The organism is Vibrio furnissii CIP 102972, from assembly GCF_000176175.1.
In the GTDB taxonomy this organism is placed as follows: Bacteria; Pseudomonadota; Gammaproteobacteria; order Enterobacterales; family Vibrionaceae; genus Vibrio; species Vibrio furnissii.
In genome coordinates this window covers 240,909-258,322 of the sequence record NZ_ACZP01000018.1, presented here as the reverse complement: position 1 = coordinate 258,322, position 17,414 = coordinate 240,909, and the positions used below count along the sequence as shown (strand labels likewise).

Annotated in this window: 19 protein-coding genes; 10 read left to right on the top strand and 9 right to left on the bottom strand. The window is 51.8% G+C overall.

The genetic code is table 11. The features are described from left to right. Positions 1-20: 20 nt before the first annotated feature. Positions 21-2,930 carry an RNA polymerase-associated protein RapA gene (gene rapA / locus VFA_RS20040; protein ID WP_004728680.1) on the bottom strand — a complete coding sequence of 970 codons (2,910 nt, stop codon included), beginning with the start codon at positions 2,928-2,930 and terminating at the stop codon, positions 21-23. Positions 2,931-3,347: 417 nt separating this feature from the next. Here rapA and VFA_RS20035 point away from each other — a divergent pair, with 417 nt between their 5' ends. From VFA_RS20035 to VFA_RS20015, 5 genes are all read left to right on the top strand, one after another. Continuing rightward, a complete protein-coding gene (locus tag VFA_RS20035; RefSeq protein WP_004728679.1) occupies positions 3,348-4,724 on the top strand; it encodes a PhoH family protein in 1,377 nt (458 codons plus the stop codon). A gap of 117 nt (positions 4,725-4,841) precedes the next feature. Further along, entirely contained in the window at positions 4,842-5,846 is a 1,005-nt protein-coding gene (locus VFA_RS20030; protein ID WP_004728678.1) for an ornithine carbamoyltransferase, read from the top strand. 307 nt (positions 5,847-6,153) lie between these two features. Continuing rightward, positions 6,154-7,083 carry an aspartate carbamoyltransferase gene (gene pyrB, locus VFA_RS20025; RefSeq protein WP_004728677.1) on the top strand — a complete coding sequence of 310 codons (930 nt, stop codon included), beginning with the start codon at positions 6,154-6,156 and terminating at the stop codon, positions 7,081-7,083. Positions 7,084-7,095: 12 nt separating this feature from the next. Then, the gene (pyrI, locus tag VFA_RS20020; RefSeq protein ID WP_004728676.1) at positions 7,096-7,563 is read left to right on the top strand and encodes an aspartate carbamoyltransferase regulatory subunit; all 468 of its coding nucleotides are present in this window, start codon (positions 7,096-7,098) and stop codon (positions 7,561-7,563) included. Between the two features lie 108 nt (positions 7,564-7,671). Continuing rightward, positions 7,672-8,061 carry a RidA family protein gene (locus VFA_RS20015; RefSeq protein ID WP_004728675.1) on the top strand — a complete coding sequence of 130 codons (390 nt, stop codon included), beginning with the start codon at positions 7,672-7,674 and terminating at the stop codon, positions 8,059-8,061. A 56-nt stretch (positions 8,062-8,117) separates the two neighbouring features. Here the strand turns inward: VFA_RS20015 and VFA_RS20010 are convergent, their stop codons facing one another. The 8 genes from VFA_RS20010 to mlaF all read right to left on the bottom strand — a co-directional run bounded on the left by VFA_RS20010 (position 8,118) and on the right by mlaF (position 13,522). Beyond that, complete coding sequence (locus VFA_RS20010; protein ID WP_004728674.1) at positions 8,118-8,858, bottom strand: 1-acylglycerol-3-phosphate O-acyltransferase; 741 nt, start codon at positions 8,856-8,858, stop codon at positions 8,118-8,120. Positions 8,859-8,930: 72 nt separating this feature from the next. Beyond that, on the bottom strand, positions 8,931-10,196 hold the full coding sequence (gene murA / locus VFA_RS20005) for a UDP-N-acetylglucosamine 1-carboxyvinyltransferase (protein ID WP_004728673.1): 1,266 nt from the start codon (positions 10,194-10,196) through the stop codon (positions 8,931-8,933). Positions 10,197-10,205: 9 nt separating this feature from the next. Beyond that, positions 10,206-10,460 carry a BolA family iron metabolism protein IbaG gene (gene ibaG / locus VFA_RS20000; protein WP_004728672.1) on the bottom strand — a complete coding sequence of 85 codons (255 nt, stop codon included), beginning with the start codon at positions 10,458-10,460 and terminating at the stop codon, positions 10,206-10,208. Next, on the bottom strand, positions 10,453-10,782 hold the full coding sequence (locus VFA_RS19995) for an STAS domain-containing protein (protein WP_004728671.1): 330 nt from the start codon (positions 10,780-10,782) through the stop codon (positions 10,453-10,455). The genes ibaG and VFA_RS19995 overlap by 8 nt, the downstream gene beginning before the upstream one ends. Next, on the bottom strand, positions 10,779-11,438 hold the full coding sequence (locus VFA_RS19990; protein WP_004728670.1) for an MlaC/ttg2D family ABC transporter substrate-binding protein: 660 nt from the start codon (positions 11,436-11,438) through the stop codon (positions 10,779-10,781). The genes VFA_RS19995 and VFA_RS19990 overlap by 4 nt, the downstream gene beginning before the upstream one ends. 2 nt (positions 11,439-11,440) lie before the next feature. Beyond that, positions 11,441-11,935 (bottom strand): outer membrane lipid asymmetry maintenance protein MlaD, encoded by a 495-nt coding sequence (mlaD, locus tag VFA_RS19985; RefSeq protein WP_004728669.1) that lies wholly within the window; start codon positions 11,933-11,935, stop codon positions 11,441-11,443. Positions 11,936-11,937: 2 nt separating this feature from the next. Beyond that, the gene (mlaE, locus tag VFA_RS19980; RefSeq protein ID WP_004728668.1) at positions 11,938-12,729 is read right to left on the bottom strand and encodes a lipid asymmetry maintenance ABC transporter permease subunit MlaE; all 792 of its coding nucleotides are present in this window, start codon (positions 12,727-12,729) and stop codon (positions 11,938-11,940) included. Continuing rightward, complete coding sequence (gene mlaF / locus VFA_RS19975) at positions 12,719-13,522, bottom strand: phospholipid ABC transporter ATP-binding protein MlaF (RefSeq protein WP_038152623.1); 804 nt, start codon at positions 13,520-13,522, stop codon at positions 12,719-12,721. Before mlaF ends, mlaE begins: the two co-directional genes overlap by 11 nt. 346 nt (positions 13,523-13,868) lie before the next feature. Between mlaF and VFA_RS19970 the strand changes: the two genes are divergently transcribed. From VFA_RS19970 to lptA, 5 genes are read left to right on the top strand one after another with little or no spacing between them, the layout of a single operon-like run. After that, the gene (locus tag VFA_RS19970) at positions 13,869-14,834 is read left to right on the top strand and encodes a calcium/sodium antiporter (RefSeq protein ID WP_004728666.1); all 966 of its coding nucleotides are present in this window, start codon (positions 13,869-13,871) and stop codon (positions 14,832-14,834) included. A 12-nt stretch (positions 14,835-14,846) separates the two neighbouring features. Beyond that, on the top strand, positions 14,847-15,821 hold the full coding sequence (locus VFA_RS19965) for a KpsF/GutQ family sugar-phosphate isomerase (RefSeq protein WP_004728665.1): 975 nt from the start codon (positions 14,847-14,849) through the stop codon (positions 15,819-15,821). Further along, positions 15,821-16,378 (top strand): 3-deoxy-manno-octulosonate-8-phosphatase KdsC, encoded by a 558-nt coding sequence (kdsC, locus tag VFA_RS19960; RefSeq protein WP_004728664.1) that lies wholly within the window; start codon positions 15,821-15,823, stop codon positions 16,376-16,378. The genes VFA_RS19965 and kdsC overlap by 1 nt, the downstream gene beginning before the upstream one ends. After that, a complete protein-coding gene (gene lptC / locus VFA_RS19955; RefSeq protein ID WP_004728663.1) occupies positions 16,375-16,938 on the top strand; it encodes an LPS export ABC transporter periplasmic protein LptC in 564 nt (187 codons plus the stop codon). The genes kdsC and lptC overlap by 4 nt, the downstream gene beginning before the upstream one ends. Further along, positions 16,919-17,410, top strand: a complete 492-nt coding sequence (lptA, locus tag VFA_RS19950) for a lipopolysaccharide transport periplasmic protein LptA (protein ID WP_004728662.1) — start codon at positions 16,919-16,921, stop codon at positions 17,408-17,410. The genes lptC and lptA overlap by 20 nt, the downstream gene beginning before the upstream one ends. The last annotated feature ends 4 nt before the right edge of the window (positions 17,411-17,414 follow it).

Below are 17,414 nucleotides of genomic sequence, written 5' to 3'. Positions count from 1 at the left end.
CCTTTTGCGTTTCAGCGCACTTAGTTGTGTGCGACCACAATCATGCGCAGGGAATCCAGTTGGTACTGCGCCTGCGCGATGTAACCGGTCAATTCCTCAATCTGCTGCTCCAGCACCTCAATCTCTTCATCACGAATGTTCGGGTTGACCGCTTTAAGTGCCTGTAAACGCTCTAGCTCCCCGTTGAGGATTTGATGCATCTCTTTCTGCGCTTGCTCGCGAATCGCCTTCACCTGTTCCATCACTGGCGTTTCACTGGCGGTAATCAAACGATGAACATCGTTTTGCACTGAGCTCACGAGTTTGCTGGCCAAATGACGGTTCACCGGGCTGAGCTGACGGTTAAACGCTTCAAACTCCACCTGCGCCGACAAATCATTGCCACGCGCATCCATCAACATGCGGATTGGCGTTTGTGGCAGGAAGCGGCTAATCCCGGTGCGTTTGGGGGCTTGCGCATCCACCACGTACACCAGCTCAAGCAAAATCGTGCCCACGGGCAGCGCTTTGTTTTTCAGCAGCGAGACCGCAGAAACGCCCACGCCTTCGCTCATCAGTAAGTCGATGCCGCCTTGCACCATCGGGTGCTCCCAGCTGATAAAGTGCATGTCTTCACGCGACAGCGCGGTATCACGATCGAAGGTGATGGTTGCGCCTTCATACGGCAAACCGGGATAGCTCGGCACCATCATGTGCTCCGACGGCGTCACCACCAGCGCGTTCTCACCACGGTCTTCTTGGTTAAGGCCGATGGTATCAAACAGGCTCAACGCAAACGTCACCAGATTGGTGTCGCCATCAGTCGCGGCGATTTGCTTGGCAATCTGCTCTGCTTTGTCGCCCCCGTTAGAGTGCATTTCCAGCAGGCGGTCACGGCCTTGCTCAAGCTGCGCTTTGAGCGCCTTGTTCATCTTGGCCGATTCATCGATGATCGCATCCAGCTCGCTGTCATCGCCGGAAGCCAGAATCGGAATCAGGCGTTCGGCAAACTCATCGTATACCGCGCGGCCAGTCGGACAGGTTTCCGCAAACGCGTTCAAGCCTTCGTTGTACCAACGCGCCAAAATCGCCTGCGACGTGCCTTTGAGGTAAGGCACATGAATGTCGATGTCGTTCTTCTGACCGATACGGTCAAGACGACCGATACGCTGCTCCAGCAAGTCTGGGTTGAATGGCAAATCGAACATCACCAATTGGCTGGCGAATTGGAAGTTACGACCTTCCGAACCGATTTCGCTACAGATCAGCACCTGCGCGCCGCCCTCTTCTTGGGCAAAGTACGCCGCCGCTTTGTCGCGTTCCAGAATCGACATGCCTTCGTGGAAGACGGTCGCACGAATGCCTTCTCGCTCACGCAGCGCTTGTTCCAGTTGCAATGCAGTGCTGGCGCGAGATGCGATCACCAGAATCTTGTCACTGCGTTTGGCTTTGACTTTTTCAAGCAACCAGTTCACACGGGAATCAAACTGCCACCAGCTAGCGTCGTCGCCTTCAAACTCTTGGAAGATCTCTTCCGGATAGAGCATTTTCATCGCACGTGCTTCAGGGCTGAGCTTGCCGCCAATCATGCCAGCAACACGCATCGACGTGGTGTACTGCTGTGGAATGTCCATCGCCATCAAGTGCACATTGCGCACCGGGAAGCCTTTGATTGCCGCGCGAGTGTTACGAAACAGCACGCGTCCCGTGCCGTGACGGTCCATCAGGTTATCAATCAGCTCTTGGCGTGCCGATGCCTTCTCGGCGTCATCCGCTTGGCTTTCCAACACACGGAACAACGGCTCGACATCTTGCTCTGACAACAGCTCAGTAATTTGGTTTTTCGCCTCGTTTGGCAGCGCCTGACCAGAGAACAGCGCGCTCACCGCGTCTGCCACTGGTTCGTATTGCGCTTCTTCTTGCACGAACGCGTCGTAGTCATAGAAGCGGTCCGCATCAAGCAGACGCAGACGAGCAAAGTGGCTTTCGCGGCCCAATTGCTCTGGCGTTGCCGTCAGCAGCAGCACGCCCGGCGTGCGCTCTGCCAACGCTTCAATCACTTGATATTCACGGCTCGGTTTGTCTTGGCTCCATGACAAGTGATGCGCTTCATCGACCACCAACAGATCCCACTCCGCATCCAACGCTTGTTCAAAACGCTGACGGCTCTTACGCAGAAAGTCGAGCGAACACAGGACGAACTGTTGGGTTTCAAATGGGTTGTCGGCTTCCGCGAACGCTTCTACGCAGCGCTCTTCATCAAACACGGAGAAATGCAGGTTGAAACGACGCAGCATTTCCACCAACCATTGGTGCTGCAGGGTTTCTGGCACCACGATCAGAATACGTTCCGCGCGGCCAGACAGCACTTGTTGGTGAATGATCATGCCCGCTTCGATGGTTTTACCCAGGCCCACTTCGTCGGCCAACAGCACACGCGGCGCATGACGGCGGCCCACTTCATGGGCGATGTACAACTGATGCGGGATCAAGCCTGCACGCATGCCACACAGGCCACGCATCGGGCTCTTGTGTTGTTGATACTGGTTGGTCAGCGCGCGATAACGCAGCACAAAATTGTCCATGCGATCAATTTGACCAGCGAACAGTTTGTCCTGCGGTTTGTTAAAGCGAATTTGGTTGCTGAGGAAAATTTCGCGCAGCGCGACGCCCGATTCGTCGGTGTCTTGACGTGTGCCCAGATAAGTCAATAGACCGTTCTCTTCCACCACCTGTTCCACGGTGAGCGACCAGCCTTCTTGGCAGTCAATCACGTCGCCGACATTAAACGTCACACGGGTTACCGGGGCATCATTACGTGCGTACACGCGGTTTTCTTCGGATGCAGCAAACATCAGTGTCACGGTACGAGCGTCCATCGCGACCACTGTACCTAAACCTAAATCGCTTTCCGTATCGCTTATCCAGCGTTGCCCCAAAGCAAAAGTCATGAATCGACTACCTCATCAATTTGGATTGGAATTTAAAGTGACCTGCGACCACAAGAAGGGAGAGTCTAATTATGATAGTTCTGAAAGCGTGGTGCAGAAAAAGGTCGCTAATCTTACTTGATGGCGTGATGGAGGTCACGCCCATTCCCTGCTTTTTTTCGTCAAGATCTAACTGACATCAAACTGTAAGAAACCAGTGGCATTTGTAAAAGACAAAGTTGCTATAATCGTTTTGAAGGCGCGACAAACTGAGGTGAAAACCTTGGCACAAAGTCTGCAAGTTCAAACAGAGAGTATCAACACGGGTTTGCACCAGTCGACAAGTGATCGAAAGCCTTCCCAATGCGTACGATCCTTGGCAGCACTGATGGCAAACATCCTTTGCAAAGCAAGCTACAACGTAGCAAGGAGACGCTTATGGGCGATACCGATCGGAAACTGTTTGTACTGGATACCAATATCCTGCTTCATGAACCGCTAGCCATCTACTCCTTCCAAGAACATGATGTGGTCATTCCCATGACCGTCCTCGAAGAACTCGACCGAATTAAAGACAGCAAACGCGATGTTGCACGTGATGCGCGTGTGGCGATTCGGGCGTTGGAGAATATGTTCCACGACGCGACTCCAGATGAGATTTCAGAAGGGATTCCGTTTACCAAGCACGGCAGTGCGACCGGCACCATTTCTATCCTTGCCGACTACGATGTGCACGAAAGCGTCAAAGCGTTTACCGACAAAGAGGGCGACAACCGAATCCTCAATGCGGTGCTCCATCTGCAGAACAAACGAGCGCCCCGCTCGGTGGTGCTGATCACCAAAGACATCAACATGCGCTTGCGCGCCAAAGGCGCCGGCGTGCGGTTTGTGGAAGATTATCGCACCGACCAACTGATCGACGACGTTCAGTACTTAACCAAAGGATTTCAAACCCGTCCGGGGCATTTTTGGGACAAAGTGGATAGCGTCGATAGCTACACCTTGGGCGGAAAAACGTTCCATAAATTGGATCGCGAACCGTTTGAACCCACCTACATCAACCAATACGTGCTCGATGAAGAGAGCGACTTCGCCGCACGGGTTGAAACCATCACCGAAGACCAAATCACCCTGCGCGATCTCAGCCGTGAACGCATGTTGCACCGCAAAGCGTGGGACATTACCCCCAAAAATATCTACCAAGGCATGGCGCTTGATGCCCTGCTCGACCCAGACATCGATCTGGTGATCCTGACCGGCGCTGCGGGGAGTGGGAAAACATTGCTGGCCATGGCTGCCGCACTTGAACAAACCATTGAGAAGAAGATGTTCGACAAGATCATCGTCACGCGGAATACGCCAGACATCGGCGAATCGATTGGTTTTCTACCGGGCACCGAGGAAGAGAAAATGATGCCTTGGCTGGCGGCGGTCACCGATACCTTAGAAGCGCTGCATAAAAACGACCACTGCACGGAAGGGTCGCTGAAATACATCGTCGACAAGGCCAACATTCAATTCAAATCCATCAACTTTATGCGCGGCCGTTCGATTCAAGACGCGTTCGTGCTACTCGATGAGTGTCAAAACCTCACCGCCTCGCAAATCAAAACCATCATTACGCGCTGTGGCGAAGGCACTAAAATTGTCTGCTCCGGGAACCTAGCGCAGATTGATTCCCCTTACCTCACCCCGGTCACGTCCGGGTTAACCTACATGGTGGAGCGCTTCAAAAACTTCGAAGGCAGCGCCAACATCCACCTCAACGGCGTCGTCCGCAGCCGCTTGGCTGAATTCGCCGAAGAGAATTTATAATCACATTTGGCGAGATATTATTTATATCTCGCCACTTTTATTAAAATAATTATTCACTTTTATAGCATTTGTATGTTTAACTAGCCGGACTCAACTGTTACCGCAAAGGACTGAGATATGGCTTTCAATTTACGTCACCGCAATTTTCTCAAACTGCTCGATTTCACCCCGAAAGAAATTCAGTTTCTGCTGGATCTGTCTGCCGAACTGAAACGCGCAAAATATGCGGGTACCGAGCAAAAAACCCTAACCGGCAAAAACATCGCGCTCATTTTTGAAAAGTCCTCTACTCGCACCCGATGTGCGTTTGAAGTGGCAGCGTTTGATCAGGGCGCGCAAGTGAGTTACCTCGGTCCATCAGGCTCGCAAATCGGCCATAAAGAATCGATGAAAGACACCGCACGCGTACTCGGCCGCATGTACGATGGCATTCAATACCGTGGTTTTGGCCAAGAGATCGTCGAAGAACTCGGCCAGTTCGCCGGTGTTCCCGTCTGGAATGGCTTAACCGATGAATTCCACCCGACGCAAATTTTGGCCGATTTTCTGACCATGCAAGAGCACGGACGCGGCAAAGCGCTGCATGAAATCAGCTTTGCTTACTTGGGTGATGCACGTAACAACATGGGCAACTCACTGATGGTCGGCGCGGCGAAAATGGGCATGGATATCCGTCTGGTTGCACCAAAAGCATTCTGGCCAGACGCCGATTTGGTGCATACCTGCCAGCAGATTGCCGAGCAAACCGGAGCCACCATTACGCTGACGGAAGATGTCGCTGAAGGGGTGAAAGGGTGTGATTTCCTCTACACCGATGTGTGGGTCTCGATGGGCGAAGCCGCCGATGCATGGGATGAACGCGTCGCCATGATGACCCCATATCAAGTCAACATGCACACCATCGAAGCAACCGGCAATCCGCACGTCAAATTCATGCACTGTCTGCCGGCATTCCATAACGATGAAACCACCATCGGCAAACAAGTTGCTGAGAAATACGGCATGAAAGGGCTGGAAGTGACGGAAGAGGTGTTTGAATCCGACTACGCGATCGTATTTGATGAAGCCGAAAACCGCATGCACACCATCAAAGCCGTCATGGTCGCGACGCTGGGTTCCTGATTCAACCCGAAGGCTCAATATGTGATTCGGGCGAGCGAAAGCAGCGAACAACGCGACAGTGACCAGGATGCTGAAGATTGTGAGTTAATCGCTTGCGCTCACACAAACTAGGCGTATAATGCCGAGCAATTTGTCTGAGGGGGCGCCGGTGAAACTAGTCCAGGTCACACATTACACATTCAGTGAGCACGTATGCTTACCGGGCGTCGTATTTGCCCCCTCCATTGATTTTTAAAGCCTCCCAGATCGGGGGGCTTTTTTATGGCTAAAAGCCGGGTATTGCTACACATTTATAGGGAAGAAGATCATGGCGAATTCGCTTTTTCAAAAGCACATCATCTCCATTTCTGAGCTTTCACGTGAAGAGCTGGAACTGATTGTAAACACGGCAGGCCAGCTCAAAGCTCAGCCAAATCCGGAACTGATCAAACACAAAGTCGTCGCAAGCTGTTTCTTTGAACCATCGACCCGCACACGCCTGTCGTTTGAGACGGCGATTCAACGCATCGGTGGCAGCGTGATTGGTTTTGATAACGGTGGGAACACGTCTCTGGCCAAGAAAGGCGAGACGTTGGCCGACTCGGTTCAGGTGATTTCTTCTTACGTGGATGCCTTCGTGATGCGTCACCCACAAGAAGGTGCTGCGCGTCTGGCATCTGAATTCTCTCACGGCGTACCGGTCATCAATGCTGGTGACGGTTCCAACCAACACCCAAGCCAAACACTGCTGGACCTGTTCACGCTGTTCGAAACGCAAGGTCGCCTCGACAACCTGAATGTCGCGTTCGTCGGTGACTTGAAATATGGTCGCACCGTGCATTCGCTGGCTCAGGCTCTGGCAAAATTCAACAACAACCGCTTCTTCTTCGTCGCGCCGGAAGCGCTGGCGATGCCAGATTACATCTGTGAAGAACTCGACGAAGCCGGCGTGACATACAGCCTGCATGCCGACATGGAAAGCGTGATTCCTGAACTGGATATTCTCTACATGACTCGCGTGCAGAAAGAGCGTTTCGATGAATCGGAGTACGCCCACATCAAATCCGCCTACGTGTTGACCGCTGCGCTGCTGGACAATGCGCGTCCAAACATGAAAGTGCTGCACCCGCTGCCACGCGTGGATGAAATCACGACGGATGTGGACAAAACGCCACACGCCTACTTCTTCCAACAAGCGGAAAACGGCGTGTACGCCCGTGAAGCCTTGCTTGCCCTTGTTCTGAACGAATCACTGTAATCGGAGTCTGTCATGAGTAAAGAAACCAAACTGCAAGTTGAAGCGATTAAAAACGGCACGGTGATTGACCATATTCCGGCGAAAGTGGGCGTGAAAGTGCTCAAGCTGTTTGATATGCATCACTCCAATCAACGCGTGACGATTGGCCTCAACCTGCCTTCATCGGCACTGGGCCACAAAGATTTGCTGAAAATCGAGAACGTATTCATCAGTGAAGAGCAAGCCAACAAGCTGGCGCTGTATGCACCACACGCGACGGTGAACCAGATTGAAAACTACGAAGTGGTGAAAAAGCTGGCGCTGGAACTGCCTGAGCGCATCAACAATGTGTTTGCCTGTCCAAACAGCAACTGCATTTCACACAATGAGCCGGTGGAAAGCAGCTTCCGCATTTTTGAAAAAGCCCACGACATTCGCCTGAAATGTAAGTACTGCGAGAAAGTCTTCTCCCGTGAAATCGTGACCGAACGCGAAGCCTAAGAGCGATGAGGCCGACCGGGTGAAATTCCAAGGTCGGCTCTTTACCTCGCCGCCAAGAACAGGCACACTGACCGCTCGTTTTTTTGCTTAACCAATGGAATAACAAGCATGACAAAAGTTCTGCATACAGACTCTGCTCCTGCAGCGATTGGCCCTTACATTCAAGGCGTTGATCTTGGCAACATGGTTCTGACGTCAGGTCAGATCCCAGTGAACCCAGCCACGGGTGAAGTACCAGCAGACATCGCGGCGCAAGCGCGTCAGTCGCTGGACAATGTCAAAGCCGTTGTTGAGGCCTCAGGCCTGACCGTCGGCGACATCGTGAAAATGACCGTGTTCGTGAAAGATCTCAACGACTTCGGCACCGTAAACGACGTGTACGGCAAATTCTTTGATGAGCACCAAGTCGCGCACTACCCAGCGCGTTCTTGCGTGGAAGTGGCTCGTCTGCCCAAAGATGTGGGTATCGAAATCGAAGCCATTGCCGTACGCAAGTAAGGTAATGAAAACAAAAAAGGTTGCTCATTGAGCAACCTTTTTTTATTGGCCTGACATCAGTTAGACGTCGCTTTTTTTGCGTTACGCATCGCCACTTCGTCATCCAGCGCTTGCAGCTTGGCTTTCATCTCTTGATGGCAACGTTGCGACAGCTCACGCACATGCTCTTTGCCCAGCCCTTCAGTGCTCACTGGAGGCAACATCTCCACAATGATGTGGCCGTTATTCCAGCGGTTCAAACGCAGTTTATCCGTTGAGCTGCACACAATCGGAATGATGGGCACGCCAGCACCAATGGCCGCGTGAAACGCGCCTGCTTTAAACGGCAGTAAGCCACGACCGCGTGAGCGGGTACCTTCCGGGAACATCCACACCGACACGTCGCTGTTTTTCATGCTATCGACCACTTGGTCGATGGTGCCTTTGGCTTTGGTTTTGTTCGCACGGTCAATCAGAATATTCCCGGTTAACCAGTAAAGCTGACCAAACAGCGGCATCCACGCCAAACTCTTTTTCCCCACCGTCACCACTTTTGGCGTCACCGCTGAAGAGACGGTAAACAAATCCCAGTTGTTCTGGTGGTTGGCAATGTAAATCGCTTGGCCGCGATTGTAGGCATCATCCGGAATACGCAATTCCAGCTTAATGCCAAACACTTTGGACATCGCACCAAACAGGCGGCCAAAGGTAAATACGTGTTTCGGATTCCGCGGGCTCAACAAACAGTAGCCACAACCGAACACAAACATCACGACGGCAAACAGCGCCACCGCAAGAATACGGAGTAAAGCAATCATTCAGATTCTCCAAAGGAGCTAGAATAAAAAGGCCGAAACCCTTGGATTTCGGCCCATTGATGAAATGGCAGTTTAACTCGACTCGCGAACGCGCTCAATGTTTGCGCCCAGAGCCGACAACTTGTCTTCAATCTTCTCGTAACCACGGTCGATGTGATAAATCCGATCCACGATGGTTTCGCCTTTGGCAATGCAGCCTGCAATCACCAAACTCGCCGAAGCGCGCAGATCTGTGGCCATCACCTGGGCACCACTCAGAGAATCAACATCGCCGCAAATCACGGTGTTGCCTTCGATTTCCGCTTTGGCGCCCATGCGCATCAGTTCAGGCACATGCATGAAACGGTTTTCAAAAATGGTTTCGGTGATCACACCGCCACCTTTAGCCATCATGTTCAGCAAGGTAAATTGCGCTTGCATGTCGGTTGGAAAACCTGGGTGTGGCGCGGTACGAATCGAGACTGCTTTGAGTTCACGGCCGGTCATGTCAAGGCTGATCCAGTCGTCGCCGACTTCAATCAATGCGCCCGCTTCTTCCAGCTTCGCCAACACCGCTTCCAACAGTTTTGCGTTGGTTTTACGGCACACGATCTTACCGTGAGATACCGCAGCAGCCACCAAGAAGGTCCCAGTCTCAATGCGATCTGCAACCACAGAATGTTTGCCGCCGCCCAGACGCTCAACCCCTTCCACCGTAATGGTGTCGGTACCAGCACCGCTGATTTTCGCGCCCAGTTTATTGAGGAACATCGCGGTATCCACAATTTCAGGTTCACGCGCGGCGTTGTCCAGTACCGTGGTGCCTTCTGCCAGTGTGGCTGCACACATAATAGTAATGGTGGCACCCACGCTGACTTTATCCATCACAATGTGCGCACCTTGCAGGCGGCCATCGACGCTCGCTTTCACGTAGCCGTCTTCCAATGTGATCGTCGCGCCCAGTTGCTCCAGACCGTTAATGTGTAAATCCACCGGACGAGCACCAATCGCACAGCCGCCCGGCAGTGAAACTTGGCCTTGACCAAAACGCGCCACGAGAGGACCTAATGCCCAGATAGACGCACGCATGGTTTTCACCAAATCATAAGGCGCACAAAACTGATCAATTTGGCTTGGATCGACGTGGACAGAACCGTTACGCTCGACTTTCGCACCCAGACGCTTCAGCAGCTCCATGGTGGTGTCGATGTCACGTAAGTGAGGAACGTTGGCAACTTCTACCGGCTCAGACGCCAGAATAGAAGCAAATAAAATAGGCAGTGCAGCATTTTTTGCACCAGAAATGGTCACTTCGCCTTGCAGCGGTTTATCAGACCCAATAACTCGAAACTTATCCATTCACAAACCTTATAGCGACATCAACTTCTTATCGCGAGCCCACTCATCAGGCGTGAACGCTTTGATTGACACAGCATGAATATCATTACGCTGAATGTACGCCATCAGAGGCGCGTAGATCAGCTGCTGTTTCTTCACACGGCTCATGCCGTCGAAAGCGGCATCAACAGCAATCACTTCATAATGACTGCCTTCACCTTTGACGTGAATCTCTTGAAGATTGAGTGCTTGTTCTAATATCTGTTGTACTTGTGCGCTATCCACAATTCACCCCTGCAGGTTGTTTAATGTGTTGAGACATCATTGCATCGATGTTACTCAACTGAAACAATGTGCGCAGTTGCTCTGGCACAAAACTCAGCATTATATGACAGTTTTGCTTTTTTGCATGCTCTAATAAGTGAATTAACATCACCATCCCCGCAGAATCGATACGTGTGACCGATTTTAGCGAGAGCTCACATTCAGCGTTTTGTGGATGCCATTGTTGCAACACGGCCCACAATTCGGGCACCGTATCACGATCTAATGGACCACTTAACGCCGCCAGTGCAGGGCCTTGCAGTTGCCATTGTGGATGGCTCATTGGGTTTTACTCTCAAAGCGAATCGGTTGTGCTGCCAAGCTTTCCAGCTCTTTCGCGACCGACAGGATGCCTTCCTGACGAATCTTCCCGTTCCATTCCGATTGTTTGCTCGACAGCAAGCTAATGCCTTCAGCAATCATGTCGAACGCACGCCACTCACCGGATTTCTCTTTGCGCAGTTTGAATTCCAGTTTGATGTTCGGACGCGGCGTGTCGACGATGTCGACTTTCACACTGGTGATGCGGCGATCATCGCCCACCGATGGTTCCGGACCAAATTCAATGGTCTGATCCGTGTACTGAGTCAGGACTTGCGCGTAGTTCGCCACCAAGTAAGCACGAAATGCTTTGATGAATTCACCCACATCTTCGCGCTTGGCCCCTTTCAGGTTCGAGCCGAGCAATTTCAGCGCCGCGTATTGATCGTTGACGTAAGGCATCAGCTCTTCTTCAACAATCACTTTCAAATGGTCCGGATCCTTGTGCACCAGATCCTGCTCCGCTTTCAGGCGGTCAAATGCCTTTTGCGCCACTTGCTTCATCATCAGATACGGATCGGTCTGATCAATCTCCTGCGCGGCATTGGCCGTCCAAGACAGCAGCACACTCATCAGAAGAATAACGTATTGTTTTAGCCATTTTGTTTTGCTGAACATGATTACTCACTCTTCTTGTCGTCTTTGTCTGATCCACCCATGCTGTATAGCACTTGGCCAATCAGATCTTCCAGTACCAACGCCGACTTGGTGTCTTCAATACGGTCGCCATCTTTCAGCATCTCTTCGTCATCGAAGATGAAGCCGGGAATCAAGCTGATGTACTGTTCACCAATCAAGCCAGACGTCAGGATCTGCACACTGGAGTTTTCCGGAAATTGATTGTAACGGCTGTCAATCGCCAACGTGACTGACGGCAGTAGGCGTTCGGTGTCGAGTGCAATCGACTGCACGCGCCCCACCACCACACCACCAACTTTCACAGGCGAACGAACTTTCAGGCTGCCGATGTTATCAAATTCCGCTTGGACCAAGTAAGTATCGTTGGAGCCAATGCCCTTCACGTCAGCGACTTGAAAAATCATCACCAGAATTGCGCAAATTCCTGCCAGCACAAAACTGCCTACCCAAAATTCTAGTTTTCGTGTTTGTTGCATGATTAGTTCCCAAACATCAATGCGGTTAGTACAAAGTCCAGCCCTAAAACAGCCAAGGACGAATGTACAACGGTTCGTGTTGTCGCACGGCTGATGCCTTCAGAAGTCGGAATCGCATCATAGCCATTAAACAGAGCAATCCAAGTGACAGTAATAGCAAACGCCACACACTTAATCACACTGTTCCCAATATCTTCACCCAGCTCGACGGAAGCCTGCATCGCCGACCAGAAGCTGCCGTGATCAATGCCTTTCCAATCCACGCCGACCAACTGACCGCCCCAAATACCGACCGCCATAAAGATCATCGCCAAAAGCGGCATCGAGATCAGCCCCGCCCACAAACGTGGAGCAATCACGCGTTTGAGCGGATCGACGGCCATCATTTCAAGGCTCGACAGCTGTTCGGTTGCTTTCATCAACCCGATTTCAGCAGTCAACGCAGAGCCGGCACGTCCGGCAAACAGCAAGGCAGTCACCACCGGCCCGAGTTCACGCAGCAGCGACAAGGCCACCATTTGGCCTAAGCTGGTTTCCGCGCCGTAGTCGACCAGAATCACGTAGCCTTGCAAGCTCAAGACCATGCCGATAAACAGGCCGGAAACCACGATGATCGCCAGTGACTGCACGCCAACGCTGTACAGTTGTTTGATTAATAAAGGGAGGTTTTGAATCGGACGCGGGCGCCCCGCGAGCGCCCCAAACAGCATCAAGCTGGCACGGCCAAACGATTCGCAGATTGACAACACGCGTCGGCCAACACCGCTGATCCAGCGCTGTAGATTATCCAACATGGAACAGATCCTTTTCTATCGGTTGGGCCGGAAACCGGAAAGGCACCGGACCGTCGGCTTCGCCCTGTAAAAATTGTTGCACCCGCGGATCGGGATTATTGATGAGATCGTGCGGCGACCCAAATGCAATCACTTTGCCATCGGCAAGCAGATACACCCAATCGGCAATGCTCATCACTTCCGGCACGTCATGAGACACCACAATAGACGTCACACCCAACGCTTGGTTGAGGTTACGGATCAGTTCGACCAGCACGCCCATGGTGATCGGGTCTTGGCCCACGAACGGTTCATCAAACATGATGAGTTCAGGGTCGAGTGCAATGGCTCGCGCCAGCGCCGCTCGGCGAGCCATGCCGCCGGAGAGTTCACTGGGCATCAATTGTGCCGCGCCACGCAGCCCCACCGCTTCAAGCTTGAGCAGCACCAGCGTGCGAATTAGGGATTCATCGAGTTGCGTGTGTTCACGCAAAGGAAAAGCGACGTTATCAAAAACATTCAGATCGGTGAACAGTGCGCCAGACTGGAACAACATGCTCATTTTTTTGCGGGCTTTGTAGAGTTTACTGCGAGTTAAGGTGGGGATGTTCTGGCCATCAAACCAGATCTCGCCCTTTTCCGGCAGTAACTGTCCGCCAATCAAGCGCAGCAAAGTGGTTTTCCCGATCCCGGAAGGCCCCATAATGGCGGTGACTTTTCCTTTCGGGACTTGCAGGCTGATGTCATCAAAAATCACCCGTTCTGCTCGGGAAAACGTCAGATTGTTTATGGTCACTAGATCGGTTTCGGACATACTCACGATTCGCTGTTGTGGGGTTTCCATCCAAAGAATGGGCAATCATAAGCACATTGCCCGTAAATTAAAAGCACTGTTCAATTACATTTAACATTCAAACTGAAATTAAGGATGAATTCCAGTTTTCCCCGCATTTTTGTTGATAAACTCATCACTCTAGCCTACGGATTATGCGGGTAACATCTTGTCCAAACATCAAAATTCGTCCGTTCTTGGCACGCTTGCCCACCCCAATGAACAGCGAAAATGAGACAATAAATTGGATCTTCGACTTCCCTTTTAATGACCAACACGTCAAAATTAGCGGTTACTCGTTCTATTTTTCACAACGTTAGGAATTGTCATGCTTGAAGCCGTTGCGTTTCTTATTGTAGGTCTCATTCTTTTGGTCTGGAGTGCCGATAAATTGGTCTACGGATCCGCCGCCCTCGCACGCAACATTGGCATTTCCCCTTTAGTGATCGGCATGACCATTCTGGCCATGGGTTCTTCCGCGCCAGAAATGATGGTGTCCGCCACGGCAGCGCTTGACGGCCACACCGACACCGCCGTGGGCAACGTCTTGGGATCGAACATTGCCAACATCGCTTTGATTCTTGGTATTACCGCTTTGATTAAGCCACTGGCCATAAGTTCCACGGTCGTACGTCGTGAACTTCCGCTGATGATTGGCGTCACATTACTGGCAGGCGCGATTTTATGGGACAACCACCTCGGCTTTTACGAAGGCGTGCTGCTGTTTGTGCTGTTCGCCGCTTTTATTTTAGCCATGCTGAAAATCAGCCGCAGCGAACACAAAAATGGCGACAGCCTGCTTAAAGAACACGAGTCTGAAATTCCAGACAACGTGAGCAATCAAAAAGCCATCATGTGGGTGGTGATTGGTTTGATTCTGCTGCCCTTGGCAGCCAACTTGTTGGTGGATAACTCCGTGATCATCGCCAAATACTTTGGCATGAGCGATTTGGTGATTGGCCTGACGATCATCGCCATCGGCACCAGCCTACCAGAACTGGCCGCCTCGCTGGCTGGCGTTCTGAAAGGTGAAGATGACATGGCGGTGGGCAACATCATCGGGTCCAACGTCTTTAACATTCTGGCCGTCATGGGCCTACCGGGTATTCTGAACCCATCGCTGCTGAGCACCTTAGCGATGGGTCGTGATTTTTGGGTCATGCTGGCAGTGTCACTCCTGCTGGTTCTGATGGCGCTGGGTAAATCTCGCAGTATCAACCGCATTGAAGGGGCTATCCTATTTGCGGCGTTTCTCGCATATCAGGTTTACCTCTTTATGAATATGGCAGCTTAACTGGAGTTTAGAATGTCTGATCACTTTGACTACCGCGGTGTTGCCCAGCAAGTGCTGGCAACGGAAATCGAAGCTCTGCAACAACTCGACCAATATTTTAATGATGACTTTTGCCGTGCGTGCGAGATGATCCTCGCCAACAACAGCGGGAAAGTGGTCGTGATGGGTATTGGTAAGTCTGGCCATATCGGCAGGAAAATTGCGGCGACGCTGGCAAGCACCGGCACATCCGCATTCTTTGTTCATCCCGGGGAAGCGTCACACGGCGACTTGGGCATGATTGAAAGCGGCGACATTGTGTTGGCCATTTCCAACTCCGGTGAATCATCCGAAATTCTGGCCCTGTTCCCAGTGTTAAAACGCCTCAATAACCGCATCATCAGCATGACTGGCAACCTGCACTCGAATATGGCGAAACTGGCGGACATTCATTTGCAAATCACGGTGCCGAAAGAGGCCTGCCCGCTCGGCTTGGCCCCGACCTCCAGCACCACGGCAACGTTGGTGATGGGCGATGCGCTCGCGGTCGCGTTATTGCAGGCGCGCGGCTTCACTGCCGAAGACTTTGCGCTGTCTCACCCTGGCGGCGCGTTGGGTCGTAAACTGTTGATGAAACTGCATGACATCATGCACAGCGGTGAGGAGCTGCCCAAAGTGTCTCCCGATGCATTGGTGCGCGATGCGCTGCTAGAAATCAGCCAGAAAGGCCTCGGCATGACCGCGGTGGTGGCCGAAGACGATCATCTGCTGGGCATCTTCACCGACGGCGACTTACGCCGCATTCTCGACAAACGCATTGATATTCACACCGCCAGTATTCGCGACGTGATGACCTGCAACCCCACCGTGGCCTCGCCCAACATTCTGGCGGTTGAAGGGCTGAACTTGATGCAGGAAAAACGCATCAATGGTTTGATGTTGGTCGAAGACGGTAAACTGGTTGGCGCCTTGAACATGCACGATTTACTCAAAGCTGGAGTGATGTAATGAACCCGCTGGTTGAAACCCTGTACGGTGAAGTCGATGCATCACTGCTGGCGATTGCCAAAACGATCAAACTGCTGATTTGTGACGTCGATGGCGTCTTCTCCGACGGCCTGATTTACATGGGTAATCACGGTGAAGAGTTGAAAACGTTTCATACTCGTGATGGATATGGCGTAAAATCGTTAATGAACGCTGGCATTGAGATCGCCATTATTACTGGCCGACAATCTCAAATCGTTGAAAACAGAATGAAAGCGCTGGGCATCAAGCTGATTTATCAAGGTCAGGATGACAAAGTCAAAGCCTATCACGACATCTGCCAGCGCTTAGCCATTGAGCCGCAACACACCGGCTACATTGGCGATGATCTGATTGACTGGCCCGTGATGGAAAAAGTGGCCTTGAAAGTCTGCGTCGCAGACGGCCACCCACTGCTGGCCAAGCGCGCAAACTACGTCACTCACATCAAAGGCGGACACGGCGCAGTGCGCGAAGTGTGCGATTTAATCTTACAAGCACGGAATGAGCTCGACGTACACAAAGGCCTGAGTATATGAGTTTTTCTCGTATCCTTTACGTGATACTTTTCTTTGTTGCATCATGGTCCGCTTATTACCTGATCGACAAAGAACAAAGTACTGCTATTCAGGTGGCTCCCAATTTTGAGCTGCCGATGTTTAGTGGTAAAAATCTAGACAACGTCTCATACAATCAGCAAGGCGTGCGCAGCTACGTCATTACATCGAAACACCTGGACCACTACGCCAAGAGCGGGAACACCACGTTTGAGTACCCGGTGTTGAAGGTGTATCAGCAAGGGACCACTCAAGAGTGGGAACTCACCGCGAAACGTGGCATTTTGACCAAAGATCACGTGCTGATTCTGTATGATGAAGTGTTAGCAAAGAATTTACTGGCGGACTCTGGCTTTGATGAATTATCAACAGCCAAATTGAGTATTCAGCTCGATAGCCGCGATTTTTGGGCCGACAGCGAAGTCACGATGACCGGGCCACAATTTGAAACTCGCGGACAGGCGATGAAAGGCAACTTTGGCGATCACTCGGCTGTTCTGTATAACCATGTACAAGGTAGATATGAAACTCTCACACCTTAGTCTCATTGCTTGTTTGCTGACCTCCGGTTCAGCGCTGGCGCTGTCATCCGACACCCAGCAACCGGTTTACATTGATTCAGACAGTCAGCAGCTGGACATGAAAAGCAGCCGCGTGACCTTTGTCGGCGATGTCAAACTCAAACAAGGCAGCATCAACATCAATGCCGATAAATTGGTTGTGATTCGCGATGCAAAAACCGGCAAGATCGAAACCATTGAAGGCTATGGGAATCTGACCACTTTCTCTCAGCTCACCGATGATGGCAAAACCCTGTACGGGGAAGCCAAAGAGCTGCATTACAAAATGGCAGACGATGAGCTGACCATGATTGGTCAGGCGATGTTGTCTCAGGATGATAGCGAAATTCGCGGTAGCAAAATCCGCTACAAAATCTCGTCGCAGAAATTGATTGCGGACAGCAACGGCAGCGGCCGCGTGTCGACCGTACTGCAACCACAAGCAGCACAATAAGAAC